The 16127-nt window shown below is 50.3% G+C and carries 13 protein-coding genes; 6 read left to right on the top strand and 7 right to left on the bottom strand.

Annotated elements, in window-relative coordinates:
- The first annotated feature begins 59 nt into the window (after positions 1-59).
- Complete coding sequence (locus B5P39_RS13705) at positions 60-863, top strand: SDR family oxidoreductase (protein ID WP_088211898.1); 804 nt, start codon at positions 60-62, stop codon at positions 861-863.
- 3 nt (positions 864-866) lie between these two features.
- On the opposite strand, the gene B5P39_RS13700 is transcribed toward B5P39_RS13705, so the two are convergent.
- From B5P39_RS13700 to purH, 4 genes are all read right to left on the bottom strand, one after another.
- Positions 867-1091 (bottom strand): hypothetical protein, encoded by a 225-nt coding sequence (locus tag B5P39_RS13700; RefSeq protein WP_088211897.1) that lies wholly within the window; start codon positions 1089-1091, stop codon positions 867-869.
- Between the two features lie 156 nt (positions 1092-1247).
- Positions 1248-4469, bottom strand: coding sequence for an ImpA family metalloprotease (locus B5P39_RS13695; RefSeq protein WP_088211896.1), 3222 nt, complete (start codon positions 4467-4469; stop codon positions 1248-1250).
- A 181-nt stretch (positions 4470-4650) separates the two neighbouring features.
- A complete protein-coding gene (purD, locus tag B5P39_RS13690; RefSeq protein ID WP_088211895.1) occupies positions 4651-5949 on the bottom strand; it encodes a phosphoribosylamine--glycine ligase in 1299 nt (432 codons plus the stop codon).
- A 105-nt stretch (positions 5950-6054) separates the two neighbouring features.
- Positions 6055-7653, bottom strand: a complete 1599-nt coding sequence (gene purH, locus B5P39_RS13685) for a bifunctional phosphoribosylaminoimidazolecarboxamide formyltransferase/IMP cyclohydrolase (RefSeq protein WP_088211894.1) — start codon at positions 7651-7653, stop codon at positions 6055-6057.
- A 336-nt stretch (positions 7654-7989) separates the two neighbouring features.
- On the opposite strand from purH, the gene zntR reads away from it, so the two are divergent.
- Both zntR and B5P39_RS13675 read left to right on the top strand, forming a co-directional pair.
- Positions 7990-8463: a Zn(2+)-responsive transcriptional regulator gene (gene zntR, locus B5P39_RS13680; RefSeq protein WP_023268922.1), complete on the top strand. Its 474-nt coding sequence runs from the start codon at positions 7990-7992 to the stop codon at positions 8461-8463.
- Positions 8464-8465: 2 nt separating this feature from the next.
- Positions 8466-9953 (top strand): permease, encoded by a 1488-nt coding sequence (locus B5P39_RS13675; protein ID WP_176399936.1) that lies wholly within the window; start codon positions 8466-8468, stop codon positions 9951-9953.
- Positions 9954-10047: 94 nt separating this feature from the next.
- Here B5P39_RS13675 and B5P39_RS13670 read toward each other — a convergent pair whose 3' ends face one another.
- Positions 10048-10935, bottom strand: a complete 888-nt coding sequence (locus B5P39_RS13670) for an SPFH domain-containing protein (protein WP_088211892.1) — start codon at positions 10933-10935, stop codon at positions 10048-10050.
- 346 nt (positions 10936-11281) lie between these two features.
- On the opposite strand from B5P39_RS13670, the gene B5P39_RS13665 reads away from it, so the two are divergent.
- Genes B5P39_RS13665 through B5P39_RS13655 form a run of 3 tightly spaced genes read left to right on the top strand, consistent with a single transcriptional unit; the run spans position 11282 to position 13456 of the window.
- Positions 11282-11536, top strand: a complete 255-nt coding sequence (locus tag B5P39_RS13665) for a hypothetical protein (RefSeq protein WP_088211891.1) — start codon at positions 11282-11284, stop codon at positions 11534-11536.
- 3 nt (positions 11537-11539) lie between these two features.
- Entirely contained in the window at positions 11540-11830 is a 291-nt protein-coding gene (locus tag B5P39_RS13660; protein WP_011715658.1) for a hypothetical protein, read from the top strand.
- 6 nt (positions 11831-11836) lie between these two features.
- Entirely contained in the window at positions 11837-13456 is a 1620-nt protein-coding gene (locus tag B5P39_RS13655; protein ID WP_088211890.1) for a PepSY-associated TM helix domain-containing protein, read from the top strand.
- 52 nt (positions 13457-13508) lie between these two features.
- Here B5P39_RS13655 and B5P39_RS13650 read toward each other — a convergent pair whose 3' ends face one another.
- Positions 13509-14681, bottom strand: coding sequence for an MFS transporter (locus B5P39_RS13650; RefSeq protein ID WP_011715660.1), 1173 nt, complete (start codon positions 14679-14681; stop codon positions 13509-13511).
- 219 nt (positions 14682-14900) lie between these two features.
- Positions 14901-15944 carry a sensor domain-containing diguanylate cyclase gene (locus tag B5P39_RS13645; protein WP_088211889.1) on the bottom strand — a complete coding sequence of 348 codons (1044 nt, stop codon included), beginning with the start codon at positions 15942-15944 and terminating at the stop codon, positions 14901-14903.
- Between the last annotated feature and the right edge of the window lie 183 nt (positions 15945-16127).

The raw sequence follows: 16127 nt of genomic DNA, 5'->3' as shown, positions 1-16127 counted from the left end.
GATGATTATGCCAATTTACCTCGGAGCATAATTAACACATTGGTAACAAGGGAATAGTTATGGATGGACTGACGGGGAAAGTAGTCATTATTACGGGCGCTTCGGAAGGTATTGGCCGCGCGCTGGCGATCGCTATGGCACGGGTGGGTTGCCAACTGGTGCTCAGTGCCCGCAATGAAACACGTTTAGCCTCCCTTGCCCTCGAAATCGCGAACTATGGTCCGACTCCCTTTGTGTTTGCCGCTGATGTCAGTAGCGCCTCCCAATGTGAAGCCTTAATTCAAGCCACTATTACTCATTATGGTCGCCTCGATATTCTCGTGAATAACGCGGGCTTGACCATGTGGTCACGTTTTGATGAGCTCAATCAGTTGTCTGTGCTCGAAGATATCATGCGAGTCAACTATTTAGGTCCTGCGTATTTAACTCACGCCGCTTTACCCTATTTAAAGTCGAGCCAAGGTCAGGTGGTGGTGGTGGCCTCGGTAGCAGGGTTAACGGGCGTGCCGACACGCAGTGGCTATGCCGCCTCTAAACACGCGGTTATCGGCTTTTTTGATTCACTGCGGATTGAGCTGGCGGATGATAATGTCGCCGTGACTGTGATTTGTCCCGATTTTGTCGTATCACAGATTCATAAGCGTGCCCTCGATGGCGAGGGTAAGCCCCTTGGTAAATCCCCGATGCAGGAAGCCAAAATTATCACCGCCGAGCAATGTGCGAACATGATGCTCCCAGTGATCGCTACCCGAGGTCGACAGCTTATTACGTCGCTGCGTGGTCGACTCGGGCGCTGGCTAAAGCTGATTGCACCGGGTTTAATCGATAAAATTGCCCGCAAGGCGATTGCGTCGGGCCATTAACACTTATTTGCCGCGGTTGAGGTGCTTCACAATGGCTTGCTCGGCCTCGCTTTGGGTCGCTTTATCGCCATCGGCCTGAATATGGGCGGTGGCTTTGTGACCGGTCAGATCCTCTGCGATATGTAACCAGTCGGGGTGCCAATAAAAATTCTGTCCCGATAGCGTTTGCCAATTGTGCACGCCAGACTTTTCCCCTTGATAAATAATGTCTTTGATCGAATATCCCATAAATACCCCCTGATATTTTTGTTGGGTCTAGATAGTGCGCCCGCCAAAGGGGGACTTGTGTGCGTTAGCTCACGCTTTAGGGCAAAAATAAACCCCGCATAGGCGAGGTTTATTGGTGATTGGGCTTAGGTGTCAGGCTATCGACATCTATTACTCTTAAGGCTTAGCACATTGGCTAGGTGAGCCTGTGCCCTTCCACAATGTGCTGCCATCGCTAAGTGACAGCGGGATAAAGTTTAAACCTTGGCTCATATTTGCCGGCGGTAAATCGGTTTCGAGCTCATACATGCCCATAGGCACCGTACCTTGGCTGGCGTTTGCCATCACCTGCGCCGCGGCGAGGCTTGAGTAACGCAGACCCAAGATATCAAAGTGGCTGCGCCAATCTTTGCCTGTGAGTTTACTCAGTGATACCAGCATAAAGTCATTGCCTGGAATATCTCTCACCGTTTTGCCACCGTAAACGCTATGGCCTTCGTATGGGAACAAGTCAAAACCGAGTTTGCTACGGTTAGCCTCCCAGTCGCTGGCATTATTGGCGTATTTACCAAAGATGCGGCTGTGCTGGTACAGCAGGGTGAAGATATTGAAACCATTGCTTAGGCTGGTGCCGTCGCTGAGTGTCATGCCATGGGCTTTTAGCGCCATTTGGATGTAAAACGCCATGCGATAGCCATTGTGTACCGCGTAGGCATTGCTGGCCCAAGGGGCGGTGTATCTGTCTTCGCCCGCATCGAGCACTTTGCAGTTGGCGCCGAAGACCACGCGTTTGCCACTGGTATCCGTGGTGCCAGCGGCATCGGACATAAACACATAGAAGAGATCTTTGTGATTCATATGACCATCGGTGATGCTGCTCGTATTGCCGTCACGCAAGTAATGGGTCTTCCATAGCACCACATAGGGGAAGATATTGTTGGAGTTTTCCCCCGCGCGGCTGCCATAGCCTGTCCAATTGTCGCTATTGGCGGCAGTGGCATATTGCACATTGAGGCGGTTGGTTTGCAGATTGTGGCCGAGTTCGTGGTTATCTCCCCAACCCGTGGGTGAAATATTCCAAGCCGCATCCCATGGATTACCGCTACAACCTGAGCCACAGTGGGCGTTTTGGTCATAGTTAGCGTGTTGGATGATGCTGCGGGTATGCAAACTGGCATCGGTGCAATCGGCGCCAAACAGTGCCTGACAGCTTGCAAGCACATCCGAGGGGAGAGATTCACTTAAGCTCTTACCTTGGATCTTCAGCCCGGCGAGGGTATACACACTGTTGATATGATCCTCGACAATGCTCTTCAGCAGCGCATTGACATCCGGGATCTTACCGCCAATCGCATTCATAAAACGGTCGCGGCGCAAATGTTGCTCGGCGCCATCGGTACGAAGATCCACATGGGGGAGCTCAGTGTTTTGGATCTTGTCATTGAAGGCCGTGATTTCCGCTGGATTGGAAAAATCCATAATGCTGGGGTGCTTAGCCACATTCTTGGCTTGCACATCGACACTGAGCGCACCTTCGCCACCACTGATATAGAGGTAAATCGGGCCGCCATAGGGGGTTGAAAACTCAATGCTTTGCCCTTTGGCAAGCTTAAGGCGCTGCTGGGCGAGTTCCAATGGTGCGCGATAAACCTTTTGTTCATAGGCGCGGTTAGTGTTGCGTCTATGATAATTCAGCTTAATTTCGACATTGGCATTTGTGTTATCTAAGCGGCTGAGGGTGATGGTCTGTCCGGGTAAGGCGTACCAGCCCGTGGTTGTCCACTGGCCGGAGTAAGGCACTGTGATGCTTTTACGTTCCGTCACTGTGGCAGGATAAGCGTAATGGGCATTGTTGCCCTTGCTTAGATTGGCTCTGTCGGTGACATACTCGCCTAAGTCAGGTTGGGCGAGGTTGTGGGCGCGGGCGTAGCTGACAGTCCAATCGGCAAACAGGGCTTGCTGCCACTGGACGGATTCGGTGTAGGCGATGGGGTAATCGATTTCACTGCGATACTTGTCGGCGAGCAGTAACCCCGCTTTCATCAAGCTGAAATTAGGGCTGTTAAAAGCATCTATATCATTGTTATCTAAGGTTTCGGCATTGCTGCGATACCAATCCGCGCCCGCCTTAAAGGCCTCGACAAAGGCGCTGTTGTTACAGCTTAAATAGTTGCCGCTGCAGTCATTGAGGACTTGCGTATCGAAGCGTTGTTCCCGCAGATTGGCAAGTAGTTTTTCTACATCTGTTAGTGCTTTATCTTCCGCCAGAATAGTGCTCACACTCAGATTATCGGCATTGAGTTTGGACCAATAGTTTCCCGCGGTAGAGAGCCCCATCTCAAGATAGAGTGGCGAGAGCATAGGGCTTTGATTACGCCAGTAGTTTGAGACCAACAGTGGAATTCCTGCGGCCTTGGCTTTAGCAATGGCAGCTTGAATGCCCGCATACCCTAGGCCATCTCGATCAATATCGCTGATAACAATTAAGTCCGGCTTTAAGGTATCGATACAGTTGGCGAGGGCGCTGTAATCACAGCTATTGGCGGCATTGATACTGTGAGCATCGGGATAATACTTGCTTAGCCAAGTGCGGATCCCTTCGTTATGGGGGAAATACCAGCTGTCGGCACGGCTCGGCATTTGTGCCGTGACTATGCTAAGGCCATCCTGTTGATCGCCGCCTTTGGTTAGCCATCCGATAAGGTTTTTCAGCAGCTTATCGCTCTGATCCGAATTATTAACCGCAAACAGGTTGCCACCCATGGCGGCATAACGCTGGCCCTGTTGTTCGCCCGCCATCACTAAACCGCGTACGGCGCTGGCGCCACTGCCATCCACATTCGATGGCAGTAAGGTAAAAGTGTTTTCCGGCATAAAGCTCGAAAAGGTGATGGAATCGTGGGTCGGATGCCAACTGATGCTGTTACCCACACCTTGATAGAGCTCGGTGATTTGCGCCTTGCGGGCAGCATCTACTTTGGCAAGTTCGGCTGTGCTGAAATCAATCAGCTCATGGGCGCTGGCAAGGGTATGGTCTTGATGGCGAATGGCATTTTCAGCATTGCTGATAAAGCTTGGGGTGATAGCACAATCGGCACTCATCGCCGCAGTGGTGTAGGTCAGTTCTGTTAGCGTACCGCCACAGCCGCTAATGCTATCCAGCACAAAGCCATTATCGGCTTGAACACTAAAGCTGGCACTTTTACCCGCATCGACCTTTTGACTGGTGGGAGCGAGTTTGCCACCTAAGACCGAACTTGTACTCGCCGTATATTGAGTCACAGCTGGAGGTTGGACTGGCGGCTCTGTCGGTGGTGTTGTGCTACCCGAGTCCTCTGAGCCACCGCCACAACCAGCGAGTATTAAGGCGATGGTGGCAGAAATGAGTCTAATCTCCATGGAGAGTCCTTAGCATTTGTAGGTAATTAACATTTGCGTAGCATTGTATAGGAATAATCTGGGTAAAAGTAGATGTATATTGATTAAATTCCATATAAATCATTATCTTAAAATTGACGATCGTCAATTTTAAGGCATAAAAAAACCGGCTGACAGCCGGTTTTTTTGAATGATTTAGCCTTTAGCCCTGTTGTTCACGGGCAATGGCGCGATAACCAATATCGGTACGGAAATACACATCATCCCAGTGGATTTCATCAACCAGCAGATAAGCGGCTTTTTGTGCTTCGGTCACTGTGTGTCCTAGGGCTGTCGCACATAACACGCGGCCGCCGTTGGTGACCACGTGGCCGTCTTTCATCTCTGTGCCCGCGTGGAAGACCTTAGCATCCTGATTACCCAGGCTTAAACCCTGGATCACATCGCCTTTGCGGTAGTCGTCTGGGTAACCGCCTGCGGCTAACACGACACCGACTGCGGCGCGAGCATCGTACTCGGCGGTGACTTTATCCAGCTCGCGACGGGTGGCGGCTAAACACAGCTCAACCAGATCAGACTTTAAGCGCATCATAATAGGTTGGGTTTCTGGATCGCCAAAGCGGCAGTTGTATTCCAGCACTTTGGCGCTGCCGTCTGGTGCGATCATCAGACCCGCATACAGGAAGCCAGTGTACACATTGCCTTCAGCCGCCATGCCATCCACCGTTGGGCGGATAACGTTGGCAATTGTCCAATCGTGTACGTTTTGAGTCACAACGGGCGCTGGTGAGTAAGCGCCCATGCCGCCAGTGTTTGGACCGTGGTCGGCGTTATCACGGGCTTTATGGTCTTGGCTGGTCGCCATCGCGAGGATATTTTTACCATCGACCATAACGATAAAGCTGGCTTCTTCGCCTTTTAAGAATTCTTCGATAACCACGCGAGAACCTGCATCACCAAACTTATTACCTGCGAGCATATCTTCAATTGCGGCATCCGCTTCGGCTTGGTCTTGGGCGATGATCACGCCTTTACCTGCGGCTAAACCGTCAGCTTTGATTACGACTGGGTAACCCGTCTTGCCCGTCAGTTCACGCACGAAGGCTTTAGCGTCTTGGATTTCGGTACAGTTTTTATAACCCGCGGTTGGGATATTGTGGCGAGCCAAAAAGTCCTTAGTGAAGGCTTTAGAACCTTCTAACTGCGCAGCCGCTTTGGTTGGGCCAAAAATGGGCAGACCTGCAGCGTTAAAGGCATCAACCACACCTAATACCAGCGGCGCTTCCGGGCCAACGATAGTGAGTTCGATCTGATTGGTTTGAGCAAAATCGAGCAGGGCAGGAATGTCAGTTGCACTGATATTTAAGTTTTCAAGCTTTGGCTCGAGAGCCGTGCCCGCGTTACCCGGCGCCACATAAACCAGCTCTACCTGAGGTGATTGTGCCGCTTTCCAAGCTAGGGCATGTTCGCGGCCGCCGCCACCAATAACTAATACTTTCATGTTAAGTCATCCCTTTGAGTTTTAAATTCTTGTGGTTAGATACTTATGTTCACTGAGTGCGATAAACGAAACAGCCAGCACTTGGCGTGCTGGCTGTAGGTGGCATTAGTGACGGAAGTGGCGCATGCCAGTCATCACCATGGCCATGCCGTGCTCATCGGCTGCGGCGATGATTTCAGCATCGCGCATTGAGCCACCTGGCTGGATGATGCAGCTGATGCCCGCCGCCGCTGCGGCATCGATACCGTCGCGGAATGGGAAGAAGGCATCGGACGCCATCACAGAGTTAACCACTTCTAAGCCTTCATCGGCGGCCTTGATACCGGCAATCTTAGCGCTGTAGACGCGGCTCATTTGGCCAGCGCCGACACCGATTGTCATGCCGTCTTTAGCATAAACAATCGCGTTAGATTTAACGAACTTAGCCACTTTCCAGCAGAACATTAAGTCCTTCAGCTCGCTCTCGGTCGGTTGACGTTTAGTCACAACTTTAATGTCATCTAAACCAACCATGCCTTGGTCGCGGTCTTGCACCAGCAGGCCACCGTTCACGCGTTTATAGTCTAAGGTCTTGGTCTTAGCATCCCATTGACCACACTCTAACAGACGCACGTTAGTTTTCTTGGCCACTACATCGCGTGCGCCTTGGCTCACGACTGGCGCAATAATCACTTCAACGAATTGACGCTCAACGATAGCGCTAGCCGTTGCTGCATCTAACTCGCCGTTGAAGGCGATAATGCCGCCAAAGGCTGAAGTTGGGTCAGTTTGGTAGGCGCGGTTATAGGCATCGAGCAGGTCTTTACCCAGTGCAACACCACATGGGTTAGCGTGTTTAACGATAACGCAGGCTGGCTCGCTGAACTCTTTTACGCACTCAATGGCGGCATCGGTATCGGCGATGTTGTTGTAAGACAGTGCCTTACCTTGCAGTTGAACGGCGGTTGCGACTGAGGCTTCGTCGATCTTAGTGTCAACATAGAAGGCTGCAGTTTGGTGGCTGTTTTCACCGTAACGCAAATCTTGCTTCTTCACTAATTGGGTGTTGAAGGTGCGTGGGAATTTAGAATCTTCGAAACACTCGTCAGTGCTGTGTGCAGGCACCATAGTGCCGAAATAGTTGGCGATCATGCCATCGTAACCTGCAGTGTGTTCGAAGGCGGCAATCGCTAAATCGAAACGGGTCGCGTGAGTCGTGCTGCCATTGTTGGCGGCCATTTCGGCTAATACGCGGTTATAGTCGGCCGCATTTACCACGATAGTCACATCTTTATGGTTTTTCGCCGCAGCGCGCACCATAGTCGGGCCACCGATGTCGATGTTTTCAATCGCATCTTCTAGGGTGCAACCAGCTTTAGCAACGGTATCGGCAAAGGGGTAGAGGTTAACTGCAACCAGATCGATTGCATTGATGTTGTTGGCTGCCATGACATTTTCATCAAGACCGCGACGCGCCAAAATGCCACCATGCACTTTAGGGTGCAGGGTCTTAACGCGACCATCCATGATCTCAGGGTGTCCTGTATAGTCAGATACTTCGATAACAGGCACGCCGTTATCCGCTAACAAGCGAGCGGTGCCGCCCGTTGACAGCAGTTCAACGCCTTGGGCGTGTAATGCTTTGGCGAATTCGAGAATTCCGGTTTTATCTGAAACGCTTAACAGCGCGCGACGAATGGGTCTGGCATTATTTGCAACAGTCATTTGGGTACAGGGTCCAGTTATTTTAGTTTCAAGGATCTTTCGGAAAACAGAACAACTTCTATCGGATTCTGCTTTCCAAAAGCCCCTTGGTCCTACTTATATTTTTTGTCCCAGCGTCAGGCGCGCGTATTCTACCGTAAAACTGGATTTACGGGTGTTTTTTCTGCGCGATTTCACAATATTGATATCAGAACAAAGTGGAATGATTTTTGGGCGAGGTGTAAATTTCAAAATAGCCCTTGACCTTGGAGTAGACTCTAAGGTTTATACTCGCTTCATCATATTGCTTGTCAGTGTTGCTTGAGATGATTCGAGTAAAACTGCAAAGGATTAACTATGTACCGAATTGGTGAGTTAGCCGATTTATGCGAGGTTAAGGCCGACACCCTCAGATTCTATGAGAAACACGGCCTGCTTTCGCCTTCGAGCCGTACCGACTCTGGCTATCGGGTCTATACCGATGCGGACGCGGCGCGGCTGCGTTTTATTCTGCGGGCGAAGGCGGTGGGTTTTACCTTAAGTGAAATCAGTGAGCTGTTGTCTATCGACCTCGACAAATCCAACTGGGCCTGTGCCGATGTTAAGGGCATGGTCGACCTCAAGTTGGCGCAGGTGCAAGCCAAAATTGCCGAGTTATTGCATTTTCAAACCAGCTTACAGAGTCTGTCGGATGCCTGCTGCGGTGGACCGCGTAGCGCCGAACATTGCTCGATTTTAGAAGCGCTAGAGTCGAGTACCGAACGAGTACGCGTTGAGCATGACCATGGCGCTACAGATTGCACCACAACCCTAGATAAGTCAGGGAATTAATTATGTTATTGAAGAATTTTATCGATCTGTTTTTAGATTCCGCCCCTTGGCTACTGCTCGGCTTGATTCTGGCGGGCTTACTCAAAGTGTTTGTGCCTATGGCGTGGATGCAAAAGCAGCTCGGCGGACATGGCTTTAAAACCGTGGTTAAGGCGGCGTTATTGGGCGCGCCTTTACCTCTGTGTTCCTGCGGTGTGATCCCCGCGGCCGTTGGGCTGCGCCGATCTGGTGCATCGAAAGCGGCAACCACTTCCTTTTTAGTCTCGACACCTGAGACAGGGGTCGACTCTGTGACCGTTTCCTATGTTTTACTCGGCCCGTTTATGGCGATAGTGCGGCCGATTGCGGCGATCACTAGCGCTATTGTCGCGGGTCTTTTAGTCGGGCGTGATGATGACGATGGCAAGCCTGCGGCTAAGGCCGAGGCTCAGTCAGACAAGGCATTAGCTAGCGCTGCTCCTGTTGCTTCATGCTGTGCTTCAAAATCTTCGTCGGCGGAGACAGTGGTAAAAGCCGAAGCGGTAAAAAGCTGCTGCGCATCGACTAAGGCGCCTGCAATTACGCCAGTTAAGTCTTCCTGCTGCAGCAGTGATGATGCGAAAGCACCAGCAACTGAGCCCAAAATCAAAATGACACCTATGGCGGCGCCAAGCTTAATGGCGGCTGGAGGCCCAAGCATGGGTACTGTCAGTATGGTTAATGTCGCTAAGGGTGATGGAGCTAAGGCTAAGCCTGTTAAGGTCGAAAGTGCAGGTTCATGTTGTGGTACTCAAACCGTTGCGCCAGAAAAAATCGTGGTAGTGAAGAAAGGTGCCTGTTGTGGCACTAGCTCGAAGGCGGCTGATGGGCATAAAGCCGAAGGTGAAAGCTGCTGCGCGTCCACGCAGGATATGGCGACTGAGCTTAAGTCAGAATCTGTGATTGCGCGTATCGGACTTGGGCTTAAATATGCGGCGACGGATCTGGTGCGCGATACGACCCTCTGGCTGCTGGTGGGTTTATTCTTCGCAGCCATAGTACAAACCTATGTTCCTGCTGACTTTTTAGCTAAGTGGGGCGATGGATTGCTGGCCATGCTGGTGATGGTGTTAGTATCTGTGCCTATGTATATCTGCGCCACGGCTTCGACGCCGATTGCGGCGGGCTTGTTGCTCGCTGGCGTATCTCCCGGCGCCGTGCTGGTGTTTATGATGGCAGGCCCTGCGACCAATATTGCCACCTTAGGCGTAGTGACTAAGGAGCTGGGTAAGCGTGCGCTCTACGGTTATCTTGGCGGCGTGTTAGGTGTTGCCTTAGTTGCTGGTGCCTTAGTGAACTATCTAGTGGCCAACTTTGGTTTTGAGGTGATGCCACAGATTGGTGAGCAACATCAAATGTTGCCCGAGTGGTTAGTCGCTGCCTCTGGCATAGTGCTCGCTTTGCTGATGGCGAAAGTGGTGTTCGAGAAAATCCCCCGCAGTTGGCTGCGCCGCAGCGACTGCTGCTCATAGCAATAGCGATAAATAAAAATCCCCAGCAATGATTGGGGATTTTTATGGTAACGTCCTAGTGGCAAATAGCTTACTAGCGATGCTTAGTCGTTTATTAGTTCGACTTTTTAGCATCGATAAACGGGAGGGTGCCTGTTGGCAGGACTGTGGTTGGCAGTTTGCCGTCCCATTTCTCGGCCTTGGTCAGTTCGACTAGGTTTTGGTTTTGTGCCAGTGCCTCGGCGCGGCTCTTAATGGCAGAGGCTTCTGCATCCCCTTTGATGCGGATACTTTCAGCCTCGGCCTTAGCGCGCGCCAGTTGCGAGTCGGCTTCCGCCTGAGCTTGGGTCACGGCGATTTGGGCACTGACTCTTTCTTTCTCAAGGTTTTGCAGTTGGGTCTGTACCTCAACCTCGGCGCGCATTCTGTCTTCAACAGACTTTTCATAGGCGTTAGAGAAGTCGATATTTTCAATCTGCACCGAAGTGATTTCGATTGGGCCTTTGACCGAGTTGGTGATGGCGCTGGTGACATCGATACCGAATTTGATCCGCTCCTGCACGACCGAAATCGCAGTGTATTTACCAAAAATGTTTTCGACTTGCGTCGGTACTTGGCGGTCGAGCAGGCGCGCTACCATGGCATCGATACTCTTAAAGTTGGCATAGACTTCTTCGACGCGATCCGGCGGCACGTTAAAGGTTACCGATGCATTAAGGGTCGCGGGTTGCTGATCGCGGCTATAGGCCTGCAATGAGCTGTAGCTGGTGGTGTGGGTTTGGGTCGAGATTTTTACGACTGTATCAAACAGCGGCAGCTTAAAGCCCAGTCCTGGCTCGGCGGTGCCGATGATCTTACCGTTGCGCAGGATTACCCCACGTTCACCTTGGTCGACCGTATACCAACTACCAAATAATGAGATAAACAGGATCAATAAAATCACCACAGGGATGATTTTAGAGAGGCCGATGGAGCTCGGCAGATTGAGTTCACTTTTAATCATGTAGCTTCCTTTGCTGACGTGTTGCGATAGGTGGAATTTAAACTTATCGGGGTAGAATACGGTTTGTTTTTTAATCATTTAGATTACATTTTGCCGCAAAATGTAACTTAATGGTTAATGCATAGCAATCATCCCTAAGCAAAGTCGTTGTCAGGTGACTCTGATCCTATTCTCCATACTTACAGTGTAAATCTTATTGCGAACTGTTCTCATCAAAGCTAGAGTCCCGCAAATTTACTCAGTTTTTCTATGGCTTTCATTGTGTTATTTGGCATAGGTCGCAGGGTGTGACCAAGAAACATGACAGCTAATACGCTAACACTTTGTGGTGAGAGGATACGATCCCGTGTTGCAACTCGTCTTTTTATTGTCGACGCTTGTAGCCTGCTTGTTATTTTATTTGACTAACAAGCAGCAAAAACTCTTGGCAAGCTCCCTTCCTAAGCGGCCTTGGCGTTTACTCGCCTACGGCATGGCTGTCGCTAGCCTTATTGGTTGGCTCAGTCTATTTACCCTTAGCGCCGCAATTTTTATTTGGTTAGCCCTGTTGATGCTGTTGACTGGGCTAGTGCCTTTTATCTCACTTATCGGGCGGAAATAAGCCATGGCGCGTTTAGCTGAGCATGACAAATTACAGCCAGACTGGTGGACTAAGTCACTGGCAGGGTTGATTTTAGGCTTCACCTTAGCCTTGGGCCTAGTGGGATTGTTTGCTTGGTTTGGTCCGGGCGGAATCGATGCCGACACTAAGGTGCAGTTCAATATGTGGTTGATTACGCCCATTTGGTTACTGATCTTAAGTTTTAGCTATTTGTTTAAAACTGGACTCAGGGCCATCGGTTATTTAGGCCTGTTTAACATTTTGACTTATATAGTGTTATATACCTTTAGGTGATAAGGGATGAAAGTTCGCAGTGATGTGTTACGGGTGTATCAGTCTATCCATATTTGGACTGGGATCATCGCCGGAATCGTATTGTTTATCGGCTTTTATGCTGGTTCGCTCACTATGTTTAAGGGGGCGATTGACGCTTGGTCAATGCCGCCTTCTGTGACTTTACCGCAAGTCTCAAGCGATAGGTTCGATGATTTGGTGTCGCAGGCGTTAGCGCGGGACGATAAGGCGAAAAACGGCTTTAGTTTGCACTTGAATGATGAGCATCAGTCGCCGATGACCTGGTATCAGCAGGGCTCGGAGCGTGAACTCAGCATGAGTAATCAGCTTTGGCATGCCAGCCTCGACGAGCAGGGGCAATTAGTCACCCAACTCAGCACGCCAAGCGAGTTGGCTGAGCTGATTGACCAATTACACCGTACTGCGGGGATTGCCGGTGAGATCGGCCACGATCAGGCGGGTGTCTATGTGTTGGGTGTTGCCGCCTTCCTATACTTCTTGGCGCTCGTTTCTGGGGTGATTTTCTTATTGCCCACCTTAACTAAGAGCTTTTTTGCGCTGCGTAAAGATAAGGGCGAGAGCCGTTTCTGGCTAGATGCCCATAACTTAGTCGGTATTACCAGTCTGCCATTTCACTTAGTGATCAGTCTGAGTGTGATAGTGTTTGCCTTCCATGATCAGCTTTACGATGGGCTTAAGCATATGGTTTATGGTGAAAAACCATTATTTGCCCAGCCTGCGCCCGACAGAACGCCTTACACCCTCGCCGATTTACCTAAGATCACAACCGTTCTAGCAAAGGTGCAGGAGTTGGCACCCGAGTATCAAGTGCATGAAATGACCTTTATGAACTTGAATAATCCCCGTGCGACCTTGCGTTTAGGCTTATATAACCCCAATGGTTTTATGCGTGGGCCAGTCACCGACTACTTATACATGCACCCTTATAGTCTTAAAGTGTCGAATAGCACGATTGATGAGAGTGAAAATGGCATTTGGGCCAGATCGGTCGCGGTATTCTTTGGGCTGCACTTTGGCAGTTATGGGGGCGATCTCGGGCGTTGGGTATATTTCTTCTTAGGCTTGAGCGGCGCCTTCTTATTTTATAGTGGTAATTTGCTGTGGTTGGAAAAGCGACGCAAAAAACAGGCGAGTGAGCAGACCCGTGCCAGTCGGTTAATGGCGAGCGCCACCGTGGGGATTTGCTTGGGTTCGGTTGCTGCTCTGGCGGTGAGCATGTTGCTGGGCAAGTGGTTTTACGTGCATGTGAGTAATATTAATCACCTCTACCTGTGGCTGTATTATCTGGTGTTCGCTGCTTTAGTGGTTTATGCCTTCTGGCGCGGCGCGGCGAGGGCGGCACTGTTGATTTTACCCCTGTGCGCCTTAGCAACTTTGGCCATACCTATTACTTCTGTGATTGGGCTGTTAGTGCCAAGTTTAGGCTTATGGGCGCCCCATTCTGCGGCAACGCTTGGAGTCGATCTAGTGGCGCTCGGCTTTAGCTGTGTGTTCTATTATGGATATCGACTCACGCGCCAGCGCGTGTTCAATGGTCCGCAGGACAGTGTCTGGGCGATTCCTAGCGCAGAGCCTGTAGCAGCGTTAACGCAACAAACTTCCTAACAAAATGGGCGCCCTTATCGGCGCCCATTTTTATTCACTCGGTCAACCAGTACTATGCTTTTGCCGTCGGTAAGCGGGGTTTGCTCCGTAGCAGTAAGTGCGCGCCAAGATAACCAAAGGTCAGCACAAAGCTTGCGGCTAAGTAGAGTAGCAAGCCATGTTCGATATGATTAAAGCGACTGGCGGCAACCGGGCCGATGACCGAACCCACGGAATAACTGAGCAACATAATCTGGGTTGCAGAGACAATTTGGCTGCTGGGCAGATGATCGCAGGCCAGACTGATGGCGATAGGGTAGAGGGCAAAGGCGCAGGCGCCCAGCAACACAAAGCCTAACCAGAGTCCAACAAGGGATTTTTGTGTCAGTAAAAAGAGTGCCGCTGCGCCAATTAAGCAGAAGGCGGCCATTAAGGCACTCTTCTGGAAGCGTGGGGATAAATAGCTCACTAAGGGCTGAACTATCATGCCGCCCATAATGATTAACGCCATAAATTGCCCCGTCTGCTGGGCAAATCCCATGTCCTGCGACACATACACAGGCAATAAGCCGTAAATGGGGCCGAGTAATAATCCCGAGACTAAACAACCGACCACGGCGGGTTTACTCAGGTTTTTAAGATCTGACAGGGCAATCGAGTGTTGCTCGCTCGATTGCGGCTGACCCCGTTTGACTAATAACGCGGGCAAACTGGCGGCGGCCAGTAAACCTATCACCACTAAATAGGGAAGGTTGCCCGTGGTACCTAAATAATCGACCGCGAGTTGTCCTATCGCCGTGCCGCCGTAGAGGGCGGTCATATAAAGTCCTAAGCGTTTTGCCCGCTGTTTTTGGGTATCGGCCATTAGCAACCAAGACTCGACAACCACAAAAATCCCCGCCACGGCGAGGCCTGCGATCAAACGGGCGGCTAACCAAACGCTGCTCTGTGGTAGCAAAACCATCACCACAACGCTGCACAATAAGACATTCAAAAACAGAATAAAGGCTTTACTGTGGCCGATGCGTGCCACTATGGGGGCGATACAAGGTGCGCCCAATAATAAGCCTAAGTAGAAAATACTCGCGAGCCACGGCGCGAGATCGAGACTGAGCTCAAAATAACTGAGTGAGAGCGGGATCAAACTCATCAAATAGCCCGAGGCGAGGGCAAATAGGCTTAAGCCTGCTACAGGCACAAACAGCCCAGGCTTTTGAGTCGATGGCGTCAACGCGATATTTTCCACTGGCGGTACCAAAACAGGTAAAAAATAAACAGAAGGCGAGATTACGGGCGCGACTTTAGGCCGAATGTTGTGCAGGGTAAAGTGAGTTAGATTGACTGAGATGGTGAATAATATTTGTGTTTATTATTCATAGAGATAATGAGTTTTAATTGTTGCCAACTTGCAGTTTTATTGTGCGTTTTTTCTGCAGAGGATTTATAACGTCCCTGTTATTTACCTTTATGCCTGTGCACTGTTAAACATGAGCACGCGATTTCTGCCAGCGAGTTTGGCTTGGTAGAGCGCCTTATCCGAGCGCCTCAGCAAGGATTCTGGGGTGTTGTCATGAATGTGCATTGCGGTAAACCCAATGCTCACGCTCACACTGATAGGTATGCCATCGTAATCCATCGCGGCAAGGGCGATCGCTTCCCTGATATCGTTAAAAAACCGCAAGGGCTCATACTCGCTTTGCTCGGGGAAGATAATTGCAAACTCCTCGCCGCCAATGCGAAAGAATTTCCCCGGGCTAGTCATCATAGTTTCGGAAATAGCGACGATACGCTGCAACACATAGTCGCCTGCACTATGACCAAATTGGTCATTCAACATCTTAAAATGGTCAATATCCATCAAGCCAAAGAAAAACGATTGGCCATTTTCATGGAACTCGGTCATGGCTTGGCGGATTTTTTGGGTAAACACTCGTCGATTGGCGGCGCCAGTCAGGTGATCGGTCGAGGCAAGGTATTCGAGTTCTTTCAGCTGTAGACGCAGGCTAATGTTAAGCCCAATCCAATTGGCTAAGCATTGCAACTCTATGGCATGTAACTCACTGTAATAGGATGATTTCTTATGGGCGACATTGAGCGTGCCTAGGCAGACATCGCCATAAAGCAGCGGTGCATCCATACAGGTTTGCATGCCGTGTTGCGCCAGCATGATGCAGTCCAGTTCGGTGGATTTATCTAATTCATCGCAGATGAGTACCGTCTTTTCCGTGAAGGCGCGACCCACAAGGGTATTGGTGATAGGTACCCTGAAATCGAGCGGGATCGCTTTGTTACCCCGGATGGAATAGATTTTGAGAAAGTCGGCGTCGTCCCTCAAGGTAATGCTGGCCCTTTCAGCATCAAACAGTTGGTAGAGCCATTGGGAAACGGTATCGAGTACTTCTTGAAGTGAATTCGCCACTGCGAGCGCTTGCACAAACTCGACGGGAAGGCAGATCTGATGTCCCTGAGCGTTATCAGATAAGTCTAAAGGGTTGAATCTTCTTTCCATACTTATGCCCCTTAAAGCCTTTGGCTATTTAAAGCGATATTTTAAATACCCAATTGAGGTTCTAGCTGAAATATAAGTGGAGTTGGCAACCTCTGCAATCTTTGTTGGATTTTGGTTAAATCTCAACCAACTGTTATGCGCTGTGTGCAAGCCTGAGTTGAATATTGCTATGGGTGATTTACT

It is taken from the genome of Shewanella sp. Shew256 (assembly GCF_002196695.1).
Taxonomy (GTDB): Bacteria; Pseudomonadota; Gammaproteobacteria; order Enterobacterales; family Shewanellaceae; genus Shewanella; species Shewanella mangrovisoli.
The sequence above is the reverse complement of the archived record's forward strand: the minus strand, read 5'-3'. Positions and strand labels throughout refer to the sequence as shown.